We start from the raw sequence: 14,158 nt of genomic DNA on the forward strand, positions 1-14,158 counted from the left end.
GGCGGCTCGCACGGCCCTTCGGGGCGGCCCCCGGTGCGGGCGATCATGCCGGTCAGGAGACGCGGTCGAGGGCCTCGGCCAGGCGGCGCACCCCCTCGGCCAGCTCCGCGAGGTGCGTCGCCGAGATGTGGGTGACCCGCACCCGCGGCCCCGGCGGCTCCGACGGGTAGTACATCCGCCCCGGGCTCACCAGCACGCCGCCCCGCCGGGCCTCCTCCACCAGGGCCGTCTCGTCCACCTCCGGCGGCAGCCGCAGCCACAGGTGCATGCCGCCCCGGGGCAGCAGGTGCAGCTCGGCCCGCGGCATGCGCAGGGCCAGCTCGGCCGCCAGCGCGTCGCGGCGCGTGGCGATCTCGGCGTGCAGCGCCGACAGGTGCCGCCCCCACGCTCCCGAGCCGAGGAACTCCACCGCCGTCTCCTGCAGCGGCCGGGCCACGAAGAACGACTCCACGAGCTGGTTCGCGCGCAGCCGGTGCGCCGCGGGACCGCGGGCGATCACGGCCGCCACCCGCATGCTCGGCGACAGCACCTTGGTCAGGGACGCGATGTAGACCACGATGCCGTGCTCGTCCATGGAGACCATCGGCGGCGGCGCCTGGTCGGTCAGGTAGCGGGCGAAGTCGTCCTCGATGACGAACGCGCCCGCCGCCCGGGCGACCTGCAGCACCTGCTCGCGGCGCTCGCGCGGCAGCGTGGCGCCCGTGGGGTTGTGCAGCGTCGGCTGGGTGCAGAACACCCGCGCGCCCGTCACGGCGAACGCCTCGGCCAGCAGGTCCGGCCGTACGCCGTCGCGGTCCATCGGCACGGCGGTCGCCCGCAGCCCCGCCGCCTTGGCCGCCGCCAGGGCGCCCGGATAGGTCGGCGTCTCCACCAGCACCTGCGTGCCGGGGGCGGCCAGCGCCCGGAAGGCGTGCGTCAGGGCCGACTGCCCGCCGCTGACGATCAGCGCGTCGGCGGCCGTGACGTCGCCGCCCGCCTCGGCCGCGAACCAGCGGCGCAGCTCCGCGAGGCCGTTCAGCGGCGGCATGGCCCAGGCGTCGGGCCGGCGCACCGCCCGCGTCGCCGCGGCGGCGAGCTGCCGGTCCGGCCGCAGCCCCGGGTGGGGATAGCCGCCGGTCAGCGGCACCACGCCCTCGGGCGGCGGGCTGAGCAGCGTGACTACGGCCGACTCGTCGACCACCCGGTCGCCCAGCGCGACGGTCTGCCAGGACAGGTCGGGCGCGGCGGCGGGCCGCTCGGTGCGGTGGGCGACGAACGCGCCGCTGCCCGGCCGCGTGACCACCACGCCCTCGGCGGCCAGCAGGCCCAGAGCCCGGGACACGGTCACGGGGCTGACGTTGTGGCGGCGCATGACCTCACGGCTGGAGGGCAGCCGGTCGCCGGGCCGGAGCCGGGCGGCCTCGTCGCGCAGTATCGCGGCGATCTGGGCGATACTGCTATCGTTGTTCATGAAAGACCAGAATAGCGCTATCGTCGAGCCGCTGGTAGCGGTCCCCCCGGTCACCAGGAAGAGCGGCGGGACGGGGCTCGCCTTCCTCGGCGTGCTGGCCTTCTCGGGCTCCATGCCGGCCACGGTGTTCGCGATGCGCGGCTTCGACCCGTGGCTCGTCGCCATCGGCCGGGCCCTCGTCGCGGCCGTGATCGCGCTCGTCTGCCTGCGGGCCGCCCGGCTCCCGCTGCTCCCGCCCCGGCGCCACTGGGGTTCGTACACCCTGATCTCCCTCGGGGTCGTGTTCGGGTTCCCCGTCTTCAGCGGCCTCGCCCTCGACCTGGGGGCGACCACCGCGCACTCGGCCGTCGTGATCGGCCTGCTCCCCGCCGCCACGGCCGCCTGCGCCGTGCTGCGCGCCGGTGAGCGTCCCCGGCCGCTGTTCTGGGTCGCCTGCGCGGCCGGCGCCGCCGCCATCACCGCGTTCACCGTCACCCGGCACGGCTCCGGACCGGAGGGCGCCTGGGCCGACCTGCTGCTGGTGGGAGCCCTCCTGTCGGCCGCCGTCGGTTACACCGAGGGCGGGCGGCTCGCCCGCGAGACGCCCGGCTGGCAGGTCATCTCGTACGCGCTCGTGGTGTCCCTGCCGCTCACCGCGCCCGTGACCGCCGTGCTGGCCGCGACGACGCCGATCCACCCGTCCGCCGAGGCGCTCGCCGGGTTCGCGTACGTGGCGGCGGTGTCGATGTTTCTCGGCTTCATCCCGTGGTACGCGGGCCTGGCCAGGGGCGGGATCGCCCGCGCCGGGCAGACGCAGCTCACGCAGCCGCTGCTCACGCTGGTGTGGGCGTGGGTCCTCATGGGGGAGCGGTTCGGGGTGGTGACGGTGCTGGGGGCGCTGGCCGTCCTGGTGTGCGTGGCGGTGACGCAGCGCACCCGTACGTGACGCTTGAAAGAGATGACGGCGCCGCGCAGGATGAGGGATGGAGGTGTCACATGGCAGACCTCACCATCCCGGAAGGCGGCTTCTGGCCGGCCCCGGAGATCCCGCAGCCGAACATCTACCCGATGGAGTGGCGGGTCGAGACCGCCAAGCTCGCGGCCATCTACGAGAAGTCCAAGCGCATGGTCTGGAACCCCGCCGACCTGCCCTGGGACGGCCTCGACCCGGCCGACTTCACCCGCGAGCAGCGGCTCGGCGTCATGTACTGGTTCGCCGTGCTGGCGAACTTCGACGCCTCGGGCCCGGCCGTGTTCGCCCGGGCCACCATTCAGGCGTTCGAGAAGCACGAAGAGGACCCGGTCAGGAAGTGCTTCTTCTCCATCACCCGTGACGAGATGAACCACGAGGAGTGCTGCCAGCGCACGATCGCCAAGCTCTGGCCCGGCGGCCCCCTGAACTGGACCCCGTCAGACGACCTCGAACGCGCCGCCCACAACAACATCGGCTGGCTGTACCACAACGGGGGCCGCTACTGGAACGGCTACACCAGCGCGGTCGGCAAGTACAGCCTGCCCGTGCTGTTCACCAGCTTCATGATGGGCGAGATGGCCGCGTCCACCCTGTTCAGGGGGATGGCGTCGGAGACCCGGCATCCGGTGTTCGGCGAGATGTTCCACCGCATCGGCCGCGACGAGTCCCGGCATCTCCAGATCTGCATGACCATCCTGGAGAACGAGTGGCCGGGCCTCACCGACGACACGCGCACCCTCATCACCCGGCAGCTCCGGGCCGGGTTCGTGTTCCTGTCCATGATCCTCTGGGAGCCGCCCGAGGGCTTCTGGGACCTGCCCCCGTACTTCCTCGCCAACCACCGCGTCCTCATGGACCACGCCCGGCAGGCGGGTCTGGGGGTGCTGTCGTACGAGGAGCAGGCGGAGAACTGGCGGGTGGCGATGGCCCGCGTCCGGGCCATCGTGGAACGGTGGGGGATCGACTTCCCGGCGATCCCGGAGCTCGACCTGGAGGGCGTGAAGGTCGACTTCATCGACCCGGAGGACATCATCCCGGTGTTCTGAGCGTTCCTTTCGCCTGTTGGAGGTTCGGTGGCCCCCATTGGCGTACCGGTCAGGCATGCGGGACCTGGGGCCGTACTACTGCTCCTCCTGGAATGTGAGCCTGATACGTGGGGAACTCTGGTGATCACGCGCCCGTTCTGCCGACGTGACCACACCTCAGCTCGCATGCCCTCTCTGCCGGCACACCGAGTTCCTCCAGCAGCAGGGCCGCATCAGCAGCAAGCACAACTTCGTCCAGAACCCGGTGACACTGATGATCTGCAAGCAATGCAACTACGTCCTGCCGTTCTGGGAAGGGAAGTCCATCTACCTGAGCTGACTGACGCAGAGCCGGTACCCATCGGCGTGGCATTGTCACTGATGGACGCTGCACTGCGCCGCCTGCGCGTGATCATGTTGAGACCGGAGCCTGCCAAGATCGCTGCGGAAGTATGGGCGGCGCCGGAAAGAGACCGCGAGCATGAGGCGAACCATGGCAGTGACGGTCGTCGCGCTGGCGACGGCGGGCCTGTCCGCCGCGCCGGCGAACGCTGCCAGGATCGGCGTCGATCCGGTGACCGCGATCCAGCGGCAGCTCATCGACGGACGCGGTGTGAAACTCACCCTGCGCTCTTCCTCCAACGTGTTCCGCAAGTGGGACAAGCACAAGCCTGAGATCGGGACGGCCGCGTTCGGGGACGGCCGTGTCGTGGCGACCGACGTGACCGATCACGACTTCAGGGGCCCTGGCATCCGGACCATCTGCGTCGGCGGCCACCGCTATGACACCGAGGAAGTCGGTGATCCCGGCCCTCGCTTCCCCTCGGGCAAGACCTGGATCGACCTCGGCAGGTCCCAGTGCGGGCGGCATCTGGAAGTGGGCCGTATCCGGCTCGACGAGCCGGGCATGCTCACAGCAGTTCTCGCCACAACGACGAGTAAGCGACCTGCGGGCGTCTACGACGGCACCCACACCATGCTCCACCAGGGCACCATCACTTTTGGACAGCTGTTCAAGGCCAGCCCCCGGATGCGGGCCGACTTCGGTGGCCAGGCGGTGCGCCAGTTCACACCCTGGACGATCTCGTGGCGCCTCTGGATCGGGGATGACCAGCTCGTGCGCAGAGCGTGGAGCTCATGGCGAGAGCCGGACGCGATGGACGACAACCCGCGCGGATACATCGCCTTCATCCGCGACCTCCGCCTGTCCGGCTGGGGGATCAAGGTCCGCATCAAAGCGCCCGCCCGCAGCGTGACCACGACGTTGGAAGAAATCCACGGCTACGGCTCGTAGATGGATGCGTGAGGGGAGCCTCGCGCAGTGCGCGCGCTCTTCGGATACGCCGTTCCTCGGATGCTCGCCGGGCAGCTCCCACGAGCCCGGCATGACGCTGTTCCGCGCTTGACGCAGCAGAAGATGCGCCCTTGGCCGTCGCCTCGCCAGTAGAGCCGGTGATCTGTGAGCGGCGCGTCATGGTGGAGCGTCCTTCGCGGGCTGCGGCGTTCCTCACCCGGGCCTGCGGCTCGCGTTGCAGGTTCGACCGCGTGAGAACGGATGGTCATCCATGGTGGACAAGCCGAATCGTCAGGTCGCTGTGTTCGGCGCCGGGGACCGACGACCTGCGCGAAGCTCCGAGCACGGTGCCGGCGGCCCGGCTGCTTGCCGAGGGCGCTGAGGTGAGCTGCTGGGATCCCATGGCCGCCCGGCGAGACGGAGCCTTGGACGTCGACGAGTCGTCACGCGAGTCCAGGAGCAGCCGTCGAGGGGGCGGACGCGGCGATCGTGGTGACGGAATGGCCCCAGCGTCGGCAGGTCGATTGGGCGCAGGCCGCCGCGGTGATGCGGCCGGTGATGTTCGGCGGCCGTAACGTGTTCGACCCGGCCGCGATGCGCGCCGGCTTCGCCCGCTGCTGGACGCCACCCTCAAGGTGCGCGGCATGCGCGGCCGCCGCCGCCAGCGTCCCGAGGTTGTGCTCGTCGACCGTGGCTACGACCACGACACGTACCGCCGCCTGATGCGTGAGCCACAGATCCGCCTCATGCCACCACCCGCCTCCTGTCGATCTTGATCCGGCGGATCAGGTGGGCGGCGGAATTGTCGGTGGCATCTGAGACCGTCACAGGCAGCGCTCACATGACTGCTGTCCGTCACTGCGATGGGAGGGGATGCGTTCATGCACGCCCGCAGAGCCGACACCCGGAACGCCCGCAGCCGTTCTGCCGCATCAGGGTCCAATGGAGAGTCCTTCACCGGGGCGCACCATGCTTTCCGCCCTGCGGGCAGGCCGCTCCGGACCGGGAACAGGAGCCGCCGACGTGGCTGAGGAGACCGCTGTCACCGACACCGACGCCGATCGTCACCCGCACACCGAGCAGCTGACGTTCAACTTCAAGGGCGGAGACAGCGCCGAGCTGGCGCAGCACCTGACCGGGCGCAGCTTGAGCAGGCGCCTGCCGGCGCTGGTGGGCCGCTCCCTGGCCCTTGCCTGGGCCGTGGAGCGAGGCTCGACGATCGCCCTGCTGACCTGCCAGGTGGTCTCCGGGCTCCTGGAGGCGCTCGGCCTGTTCGCCACCACCTCGGCGCTCAGCGCGCTGATCCAGTCCGCGCGCGACCCTGCGCACCTGCGCGCGGCCATACCGTCGATCGCGGTACTGGCCGGGGCGGCCGGTCTGCGCGCGATTCTCGCCATCGCGATCCAGGGCCTGTCGAACCGGCTGGGGCCGCGGATCGCCCGGGAAGCGGAGTTCCGCATGCTGGAAGCGGCCACCAACGCCGAGATGGCCGCATACGACCACCCGGGGTTCAACGACCGCTACGACCAGGCCTCCCGCGGCGTCGAAGTCAGCCGGGACATGATCGGCCAGTCGCAGAACCTGGTCTCCTCGCTGGCCACGCTGATCGCCGCGGCCCTGGTGATCGGTGCGCTGGCGCCCGTCCTGCTGCCGCTGCTCGCGCTGACCGCGGTTCCGCGGGCGTTGGCGTCGGTCGCGGGCGAGCGGGTCGCCTACCTGGCGACTCTGCGGACCTTCCACGACCGGCGGATGCTGAGCATGCTGCGCTGGCACCTGTCCCACAAGGACCAGGCCGACCAGGTACGCACCGACACCCTGGCCCCGTACCTGCTGGACAAGTACCGCTCCAGTGGCGCGCGGGTCGACCGCACCAACGATGAAGCCGCCTGGCAACAGGCCAGGATCAGTCTGCTGGGGTCGGCCGTCGGCGGTCTGGCCGCGATGTTGCTGTGGGCCGGGGTGATGGTGCTGCTCGGCACTGGCTACATCAGCGCGGCCGCCGCCGGCACGCTGGTGTTCGCTCTGCGCTCGGCCGCCGGCGGGCTGCACGGCATCGTCGGCTACGGAGCCGACCTCATGCGCACCGGCCGATACATGGACGACTGGGAAGCGTTCATCGCCGAGGCAGCCGGCCAGCGCCTGGATCGCGGGAACATCGTGCCCGGACGTCCTCGGTACGTAGCGTTGGACCGCGTCACCTACCGCTATCCCGAGGCCGACAAGGACACCCTCCACGAGGTGGACTTCGAAGTACGCCAAGGGGAGATCGTCGCCGTCGTGGGCGAGAACGGCTCCGGCAAGACCACGCTGATGAAGCTGCTGTCCGGGCTCAACCTGCCCACCAGCGGTGTGGTCACCTGGGACGGCGTCAGCACCCGAGACCTGGACCCGCACACCCTGTGGCGGCAGTGCGCGGTCGTCCCGCAGGAGTTCGCCCGCTGGCCCATGACCGCCCGCGAGAACATCCAACTCGGCCAGCCGCAGCCTGGGGCGGACGACGCCGTGCAGCACGCGGCGGCCGCCAGCGGCGCCGACGCGGTGATCGCGGTGCTGCGCAACGGCCTGGACACGCTGCTGGCCCGCGAATGGTGGGGCGGCCAGGCCCTGTCGTCAGGTCAGTGGCAGCGCATCGCGGGAGCACGGGCGATCCACCGGGACGCCGGCCTGCTGGTGATGGACGAGCCCACCTCCGACCTGGACGCGCGCGCCGAGCACCGGATCTTCAGCGGGCTGCGGGAACTCGCCAAGGAGCGGGCGATCGTCCTGGTCACCCACAACCTCGCCAACACCGCCGTCGCGGACCGGATCGTGGTCATGCAAGCCGGCCGCGTCAGCGACGCGGGCACCTTTACCGAACTGACGTCTCGGCCTGGGCTCTTTCGCGAGTTGTGGCTCCTGCAGCACGATCGCGCGCACCCGGCCACGTAGGAGGGGCACGACCTCATGACGGCGCCCGGGTAGGGATACGAAAGGCGTGAGGCCGCTACGGCACCCACAATGGCTGCCGTGGTCGTTGCGGAGCTGGCTGCGCAGTCCTCGGCCCTACCCCCCGGCCATGGGTGACACGGCGAGCTGGGCGACCCGGCAGGCGACCTTCATCATCCGGGGCCACGACCTGGCGGAGCGCGCCCGTGGAGAGGTGAAGCGGGCGAGCGAGATCGCCGCGTTCGGCACCGGCTGGGTGGCCACCGTACGGCACCTGGAGATCTCCTCGGTCGACGGCGCCCCTTGGGGGCCGGATCTGCTGATCGCCACGAACGTGCCGGCCAAGGCGGAACGAGCGGGCAAGACCGAGCAGCTACGGACTCTCCCCAAGGCGCGCAAGGCGGTTGCCCGCGCCGGCGCACACATCGTCCTCGTCCCGCTGACGGTCTAAGATCGACTTTCGTGTGGGAACGGATCGACGGACTACGCGTACTTGAGTTGGGCACGCCGGGTGAGATGCGCCGGCGCCTGACGGATCTCACCCTGGCCGGCGAGAAGAGGGCCACGGCCGGCCTGCTGGAGCTCGACTACCACGCGGAGGGCGAGCCGCTGGAGCAGGTCGGCGAGCGCTTGGCGCTCGTGGACGACTCGGGCGCCAAGGCGGCGGAGGTGGAGGTCGTGGACGTCCAGGTGGTGCCCTTCGGTGAGGTCACCTGGGAGTTCGCCCAGGCGGAGGGCGAGGGCTTCCGCTCGGTCGAGCACTGGCGCGAGGGCCACCGCCGCTTCTGGGAGAGCGAGGGGTACGAGGTGGACGACTCCTCACAGGTCGTCTGCGTCCACTACCGGCTGGCCGATTGACTGCGACAGCTCCCTACAGCGCGTAGTCGTATCGGATGAAGCCGTTGAAGCGGGCGACCTTGTCGTAGAGAAGACGCGCGGAGGCGTTGTCCTCCTTGGTCGTCCAGTAGAGCCGACCCGCTCCGCGCTCACGCGCCTTCTCGGCGACCCGCTCGATCAGCGCCCGCGCGGCCCCTTGCCCGCGCGCCGCCTCGCCGACGAACAGGTCCTGGAGGTAGCAGGAGTCGGGCATCCAGAAAGTGACGTGGAAGAGGTAGTGCGCGATGCCGACGAGCTGCCCGTCCAGGCGCGCGCCGATGCCGTGCACCTCGGTGCCGTCCATCAGCCGCCGCCAGGCGTCCTCGTAGCCCTGGTCGGGGACGTCGGTGTTGTAGAAGGTCTTGTAGCCGCGGGCGAGCACTTCCCACGCGGCACGATCCTGGGGGCGCAGGGGGCCGATCTCGATCACGCGACTCATGGTGGCACACGTCCCTCTGTGGCCTACCGCAGGCTGCCGCAATGTGGACGTTGCGCTCTCTCGCCCAGGTGCTTAGCAGTGCGGCACATCCGGCCAGTCCTCGGGGTCGGCCACGTACGTCCCGCGATGCGCGATCGTGAACACCCAGCCCTGCTCCCTGAGGCGTGCCACCGCCTGCCGAGCAGTCACCTTGGCGACGCTGAACTCGCGCATCACCACTTTCTCGCTGGGAATCGCCCACTGCGGCGCGAACTCGCCGCTTCGGATGCGTCCCGCGAGAGTGCTGGCGATGTTGACGTACAGCGGGACCTTTCTGGCCACGCGCGGGACGTCGGGATGGCCCACGAAGGTGCCTTCTCCTTGGAGCGTGTAGGCCACTCCACGGTCCCGTAGCTCGCGGGCGACTCTTCTGGCCGTCGTACGGGCGACGCCGAACTCTTTGGCCAGCTGTGCCTCACTCAGGACTGGAGCGCCTGGCGGCAACTCACCATGCAGGATCCGCTCCTCGATGATCTGAGCGATCTGCTGATACAGGGGGACGGGACCTTCACGGGTCTAGCACGCTCGCATCCTAGACGTGTCGATACAAGCAGTCGACTTTTCCGAGAAGTTTTGACCAGGCGACTTTGCAGGTCCTCCACCCCGGACATCCGAAGGTGTGCCGAGTGGACTAGGTGCTCGGCCATTCCTCCTTGGGGGACACGTAGCTTCCGCGTTGGGCCACCGTGTAGATCCATCCCTGTTCGCGCAGCAGGGCCATCGCCCGCCGTACCGTCTCGCGGGCCACGTCGTACTCCTGCAGCAGAGCCGTTTCCCCGGGGATGGGGCGGCGTGGCTGGAACCGCCCAGCCTTGATCTGTTCGGCGATGTCGCTGGCGATCTGCCGGTACATCGGCGTCTTGCGCTGCTTTCGCGGCGCGGCGTCCGGGGCGCCGACGAATGTGCCCTCGCCCTGGACGGTGTAGATGAGCCCTTCCTCGCGGAGCACGTGGATGGCCCTCCGGGCCGTCGTCCTGGCCACGCCGAACTCCGCTTGGATGTCTGCCTCGCTGGGGACTGGATGTCCGGAGGTCAGGTCGGAGACCCTGTGCCGCAGAATGTCCGCGATCTGCAGGTATAGGTGGGTATCGCCATTGTAGTCGAGCACGTACGCAAGATAGGCGAAGGGGTACGTGGTCTCACATAACGCTCTGCCTGTTTAGGCGTGTGTCTACTTGCGACTAGTCATCGAGATACAACTAGACGTAGAGTGCTGACATGGCTGATCTCGACCTGCGAGCGGAACTCGGGGAGTGTTCGGGGTGCCATGTGCGGACGAAGAGTGCCGGTGGGCTGGCCATCGACTGGGAGCCGGAGGTCCCGTGGGAGAAGCGGGTGCGCGTGAGGGCGCACACTTGCTCCTGCGAGCCTGTGGTGTACGAGTTATGCCAGGTCGGAGGTGTCTGCTTCATCCGCCGGACAAGTACGCACGGCAGACGGAGGATCATGAAGGTCACCTCACGGATGAGCGCCGAGGATGCGGACAGAATCTGGCAGCTGGTGCTCGCGGGGGTGGCCCGATGATTTCTTGGTTCTCTTTCTGCCGCTGATCCGGCACCACAGTTTTCAGTGCCGCTGTCCGGCGATTCGTGAGCGCTCCGCCGCGGAGAAGAGGCGTGCCCGCGGGTCACGTCCACGGACGTGGTGTATGAATCGATCTTCGCGTGATCTTTCTGCAGGTTACGCGGTAAGTGTCTGCGGGAGTGGATTCTGTGTGGGGGTGTCGCCGGGCAGCACCCGAAGGCGGCCTTGGCGAGGGCTTCCAGGCCCAAGTAGCGGCGGGCTTCGACCCACTCGTCGGTCTGCTCGGCCAGCACCGCCCCGACCAGGCGGATGATGGCCGGCCGGTCGGGGAAGATGCCGACCACGTCGGTGCGGCGGCGGATCTCCTTGTTCAGCCGTTCCTGCGGGTTGTTCGACCAGATCTGGGTCCAGATCTCTCTGGGGAAGGCGGCGAAGGCGATCAGCTCCTCGCGGGCGGCGTCCAGATGCTCGGCCGCGGCCGGATGCTTGGCCTCCAAGGTTTGGACGACCCAGACGTGTTGAGCTTTGACGGCGGCCGTGTCGGGTTGGTCGAAGATGGTGCGCACCAAGGTGGCGACGAACGGCTGGGCCGTTTTGGGCACGACGGTGAGCAGGTTGCGCAGGTAGTGGGTGCGGCAGCGCTGCCAGGACGCGCCGGCCAAGGCGGCGCCGATGGCGGCCACCAGGCCGGTGTGGGCGTCGGAGATGACCAGCTGGACGCCGGACAGGCCGCGGGCGAGAAGGCCACGCAGGAACGCCAGCCGGCCTGCGCCGTCCTCGGCGGAGGTGACCTCCAGGCCGAGAATCTCACGCCGGCCGTCGGCGTTGACCGCGGTGGCCACCAGAACGTGGACGTTGATGATGCGCCCGCCCTCGCGCACCATCTGCGTCAGCGCGTCCAGCCACACGAACGTATACGGGCCGCTGTCGAGCGTCCGCGTGCGGAACGCTTCGACCTGCTCATCCAGGATCTTGGCCATCTGCGAGACCTGGCTTTTGGAGATGTTCTTGATGCCGAGCTGCTCGATCAGCTTGTCCACCCGCCGGGTCGACACGCCCAGCAGGTACGAGGTGGCGACCACGCTGATCAGCGCCTGCTCGGCCCGCCGCCTGCGTTCCAGCAGCCACTCCGGGAAGTACGAGCCTTGACGCAGCTTCGGAAGTGCCAGCTCGATCGTGCCGGCGCGGGTGTCCCATTCCCGCGCTCGGTAGCCGTTGCGGCTGTTGGTCCGCTCCCGGTTGCGTTCGCCGTAGGCGGCTCCGCACAAGCTGTCGGCCTCGGCCGACATCAACGCCTCGGCCATGGTCTTCACCATGGATCGCAACACATCGGGGTTGCTTGTCTCGATCTGCTTCGCCAGCCAGTGACCAGCCGTCACACTGTTGTCTACGGCCATCGCCCTCTCCTTTGATCTTGGATAGCACTCAAAGGATCACGCGATGGCCGTCCCTATTTCACGGCCGCCACATTGTGACCAGGTCAAACTCGTACACCACTTCCAGCGACGCAACCGTGCCCGCGTTCTGCGGCATGGGAAGCGGCGGCTGGATTGGGCTGCCTGATCCCGTTCGGCAAGGGCTCTCGTGGGTCCCAATCGCTCGTTCTCATCGGGCCCCACGAGGCCATATGACTCCGGCCGCCCAGACTGCCGCAAGAGGCGGCCGGACGTGGTTCCCTCGCAGGCCCCGGATCGCTCCCCTGGGGTCTGTGAGGGGACTCGTTGGTGGGACGCGGTCCCGGTGCTTTCCGGGTGGCCCGGGACCGCGTCCTGCGGGCGCCGGCCTGGAACCTCCGCCACGGCCGACCCGCGCCAAAAGGATGGCACGCGCCCTCGGGCCGACGCTGGCGTTCCGCGCTTTCAGCGGGATCATGGCTTTTCGGATGTGGTGTGGGTTAAGGGTGTGGTGTGGCGGCTTTCGGAAGGCGTGCCTTGGGGGCTTGGCGGGGTGCGGGCACGGGTGGGGTGGCCTCGGGAACGGCGACCCGTCTCCAGGCCGCGTCTGTGATGATCAAGTGGTCGAGGAAACGGAGGCCCACCGTGCTCGCGGCCGCCGCCAGCCGGGCCGTCGCCGAGACGTCGTCGTCGCTCGGGTCGAGCGAGCCGCTCGGATGGTTGTGCGCCACGCCGAACGCGGCGCCGCCGGAGGTCAGGACCGTCGTGACGATCTCCCGTACCGGTACGGCCGTGTGGTCGGCGCCGCCCTCCGTGAGGACCGTGCGCCGCAGGACCGCCCCTCGGGGGTCGCAGACCACCACGACCAGCCGCTCGCGCGAGAGTCCCTGAAGGAGGGGAGCCGCCACCGCGGCCAGGTCGGACGTGCTCGTGATCCTCGGGCGTTCGGGGTCGGCCTGCGCCCGGCGTACCAGATGGAAGGCCGCGGCCACGCGCGCCGCCTTGGCGGGGCCGACGCCCTTCACGGCCAGTAACCGGTGCGGCTCGGAGCGAGCCAGCCCGTCGAGGTCGCCGCAGTGCTCGATCACCTGGGAGGCCAGGTCCACCGCGCTCGCTCCGCGGAAGCCGGAGCCCAGCAGCACGGCCAGGAGCTCACGGTCGGCGAGCGCCGCCGGCCCGCTCGTCATGAGTCGCTCCCTGGGGCGCTCCCGCGTGGGCAGGTCTTTGACTCGCACAGGAAGGTTGTATCAACCAGGACCGACAAGCCGGGGTGGGCCATGTCTCGGCGCGGCCTGCCTGCACAGGGGAGGAGGCGTTCCGGGTGAACGGCCTGTGCAGGGTGTCCTTCGCAGGACGGAGGGTCAGCCGACGGGCATGCTGTACGTGACGCGGAACCGGTCGCCCGGGAGCACGATGTCGCTGGTCTCCATCGGGCGCTCGCCGGCCCAGTGGGTGCGTTCGACGTGCAGGACGTGCGTGCCCGCGGGCAGTTGCAGGGCGTCGGCCTCGGCCGGGCGCGGCACCCTGGTGTGCACGGTCTCCCGGATCTCGGTGATCCTGACGCCGTGGGCGGACATCCTGGCCATCACGCCGCGCCGCTCCTCGTCCAGGTGCGCGGCGAACTCCACGGGTTCGTACGAGATCGCGAGCTGGAGCGGACGCCCCTCGCCGCGGTAGAGGTAGCGCGTGCGGGTGAGCTTGGCCGACAGCGGCAGCCGCAGCCGCCGGGCGATCTCGGGGGTGGCCTCGGTGGAGTCGATCTGCCACTCCCAGGTGACGCGGCGGCCCTGCGTCTGCAGGTCGGCGGCGAACGGGGTGGGATGTTCGGGGAAACGCCATCGGTGCAGGGGCATCAGGATCGGGCGTTCCCTGACATAATGCCCCGATCCCACCCGGCCGATGATGAGGCCCTCGGTGACCAGCACGCGCAGCGCGTGGCGGGCCGCGGTCTCGCCGACCTGGTATTTCCGGGTGAGCTGTGCCCGTGAGGGGATGGGCGCGCCCGGGGGAAGGGTGCCGTCGTTGATCTGCCGCCGAATGTCCTCTACGACGCGCAGGTAGACCGGATCTGAGGTGGCCACTAGTTCATCCCTGGGGGTTCGGGTGAGACGCTGCCCTATGTTGCCGTATTCGGCAGGTAACCGACCGTCATCGACGACCCTTGGAGCCCCAACTTTGCGGCAGCGCAAAATTATCGGAGAAACCTTGTAACGCTGGTGTAAGGGCAGGCGATTCTCCGG

Annotated in this window: 14 protein-coding genes and 2 pseudogenes; 7 read left to right on the forward strand and 9 right to left on the reverse strand. The window is 69.6% G+C overall.

Annotation, left to right across the window (positions count from 1 at the left end):
* Positions 1-52 precede the first annotated feature (52 nt).
* The gene (locus tag HTZ77_RS36590; protein ID WP_175594324.1) at positions 53-1,450 is read right to left on the reverse strand and encodes an aminotransferase-like domain-containing protein; all 1,398 of its coding nucleotides are present in this window, start codon (positions 1,448-1,450) and stop codon (positions 53-55) included.
* Between HTZ77_RS36590 and HTZ77_RS36595 the strand changes: the two genes are divergently transcribed.
* The 4 genes from HTZ77_RS36595 (at position 1,449) to HTZ77_RS36610 (ending at position 4,721) form a co-directional block, all read left to right on the forward strand.
* The gene (locus tag HTZ77_RS36595) at positions 1,449-2,375 is read left to right on the forward strand and encodes a DMT family transporter (RefSeq protein ID WP_175594325.1); all 927 of its coding nucleotides are present in this window, start codon (positions 1,449-1,451) and stop codon (positions 2,373-2,375) included. The genes HTZ77_RS36590 and HTZ77_RS36595 overlap by 2 nt on opposite strands.
* Before the next feature lie 50 nt (positions 2,376-2,425).
* Positions 2,426-3,448 (forward strand): hypothetical protein, encoded by a 1,023-nt coding sequence (locus HTZ77_RS36600; RefSeq protein ID WP_175594326.1) that lies wholly within the window; start codon positions 2,426-2,428, stop codon positions 3,446-3,448.
* Positions 3,449-3,593: 145 nt separating this feature from the next.
* A complete protein-coding gene (locus HTZ77_RS36605; protein WP_175594327.1) occupies positions 3,594-3,767 on the forward strand; it encodes a hypothetical protein in 174 nt (57 codons plus the stop codon).
* 153 nt (positions 3,768-3,920) lie between these two features.
* A complete protein-coding gene (locus tag HTZ77_RS36610; protein WP_175594328.1) occupies positions 3,921-4,721 on the forward strand; it encodes a hypothetical protein in 801 nt (266 codons plus the stop codon).
* A gap of 443 nt (positions 4,722-5,164) precedes the next feature.
* Here the strand turns inward: HTZ77_RS36610 and HTZ77_RS46920 are convergent, their stop codons facing one another.
* Complete coding sequence (locus tag HTZ77_RS46920; protein WP_235995665.1) at positions 5,165-5,425, reverse strand: hypothetical protein; 261 nt, start codon at positions 5,423-5,425, stop codon at positions 5,165-5,167.
* A 319-nt stretch (positions 5,426-5,744) separates the two neighbouring features.
* Here HTZ77_RS46920 and HTZ77_RS48505 point away from each other — a divergent pair, with 319 nt between their 5' ends.
* The 3 genes from HTZ77_RS48505 (at position 5,745) to HTZ77_RS36630 (ending at position 8,504) form a co-directional block, all read left to right on the forward strand.
* A complete protein-coding gene (locus HTZ77_RS48505; protein ID WP_175594329.1) occupies positions 5,745-7,649 on the forward strand; it encodes an ATP-binding cassette domain-containing protein in 1,905 nt (634 codons plus the stop codon).
* Between the two features lie 127 nt (positions 7,650-7,776).
* Positions 7,777-8,097 (forward strand): hypothetical protein, encoded by a 321-nt coding sequence (locus tag HTZ77_RS36625; RefSeq protein WP_175594330.1) that lies wholly within the window; start codon positions 7,777-7,779, stop codon positions 8,095-8,097.
* Positions 8,098-8,162: 65 nt separating this feature from the next.
* The gene (locus HTZ77_RS36630; protein WP_205304413.1) at positions 8,163-8,504 is read left to right on the forward strand and encodes an ASCH domain-containing protein; all 342 of its coding nucleotides are present in this window, start codon (positions 8,163-8,165) and stop codon (positions 8,502-8,504) included.
* A 13-nt stretch (positions 8,505-8,517) separates the two neighbouring features.
* Here HTZ77_RS36630 and HTZ77_RS36635 read toward each other — a convergent pair whose 3' ends face one another.
* The 7 genes and pseudogenes from HTZ77_RS36635 to HTZ77_RS36660 form a co-directional block, all read right to left on the reverse strand.
* Positions 8,518-8,961 (reverse strand): GNAT family N-acetyltransferase, encoded by a 444-nt coding sequence (locus tag HTZ77_RS36635; protein ID WP_175594332.1) that lies wholly within the window; start codon positions 8,959-8,961, stop codon positions 8,518-8,520.
* Between the two features lie 72 nt (positions 8,962-9,033).
* Positions 9,034-9,306, reverse strand: a complete 273-nt coding sequence (locus HTZ77_RS36640; RefSeq protein WP_328808987.1) for a GntR family transcriptional regulator — start codon at positions 9,304-9,306, stop codon at positions 9,034-9,036.
* A 9-nt stretch (positions 9,307-9,315) separates the two neighbouring features.
* Positions 9,316-9,495 (reverse strand): annotated as a pseudogene (locus HTZ77_RS48875) (winged helix-turn-helix domain-containing protein); the annotation flags it as partial.
* 136 nt (positions 9,496-9,631) lie between these two features.
* Positions 9,632-10,108, reverse strand: coding sequence for a GntR family transcriptional regulator (locus HTZ77_RS36645; protein ID WP_175594333.1), 477 nt, complete (start codon positions 10,106-10,108; stop codon positions 9,632-9,634).
* Positions 10,109-10,745: 637 nt separating this feature from the next.
* Positions 10,746-11,921: pseudogene (locus HTZ77_RS36650) on the reverse strand (IS256 family transposase); the annotation flags it as partial.
* A 497-nt stretch (positions 11,922-12,418) separates the two neighbouring features.
* On the reverse strand, positions 12,419-13,153 hold the full coding sequence (locus HTZ77_RS36655) for a JAB domain-containing protein (protein WP_175594334.1): 735 nt from the start codon (positions 13,151-13,153) through the stop codon (positions 12,419-12,421).
* 126 nt (positions 13,154-13,279) lie between these two features.
* A complete protein-coding gene (locus HTZ77_RS36660) occupies positions 13,280-13,999 on the reverse strand; it encodes a GntR family transcriptional regulator (RefSeq protein ID WP_175594335.1) in 720 nt (239 codons plus the stop codon).
* Between the last annotated feature and the right edge of the window lie 159 nt (positions 14,000-14,158).

It is taken from the genome of Nonomuraea montanisoli, from assembly GCF_013363975.1.
Taxonomy (GTDB): domain Bacteria; phylum Actinomycetota; class Actinomycetes; order Streptosporangiales; family Streptosporangiaceae; genus Nonomuraea; species Nonomuraea montanisoli.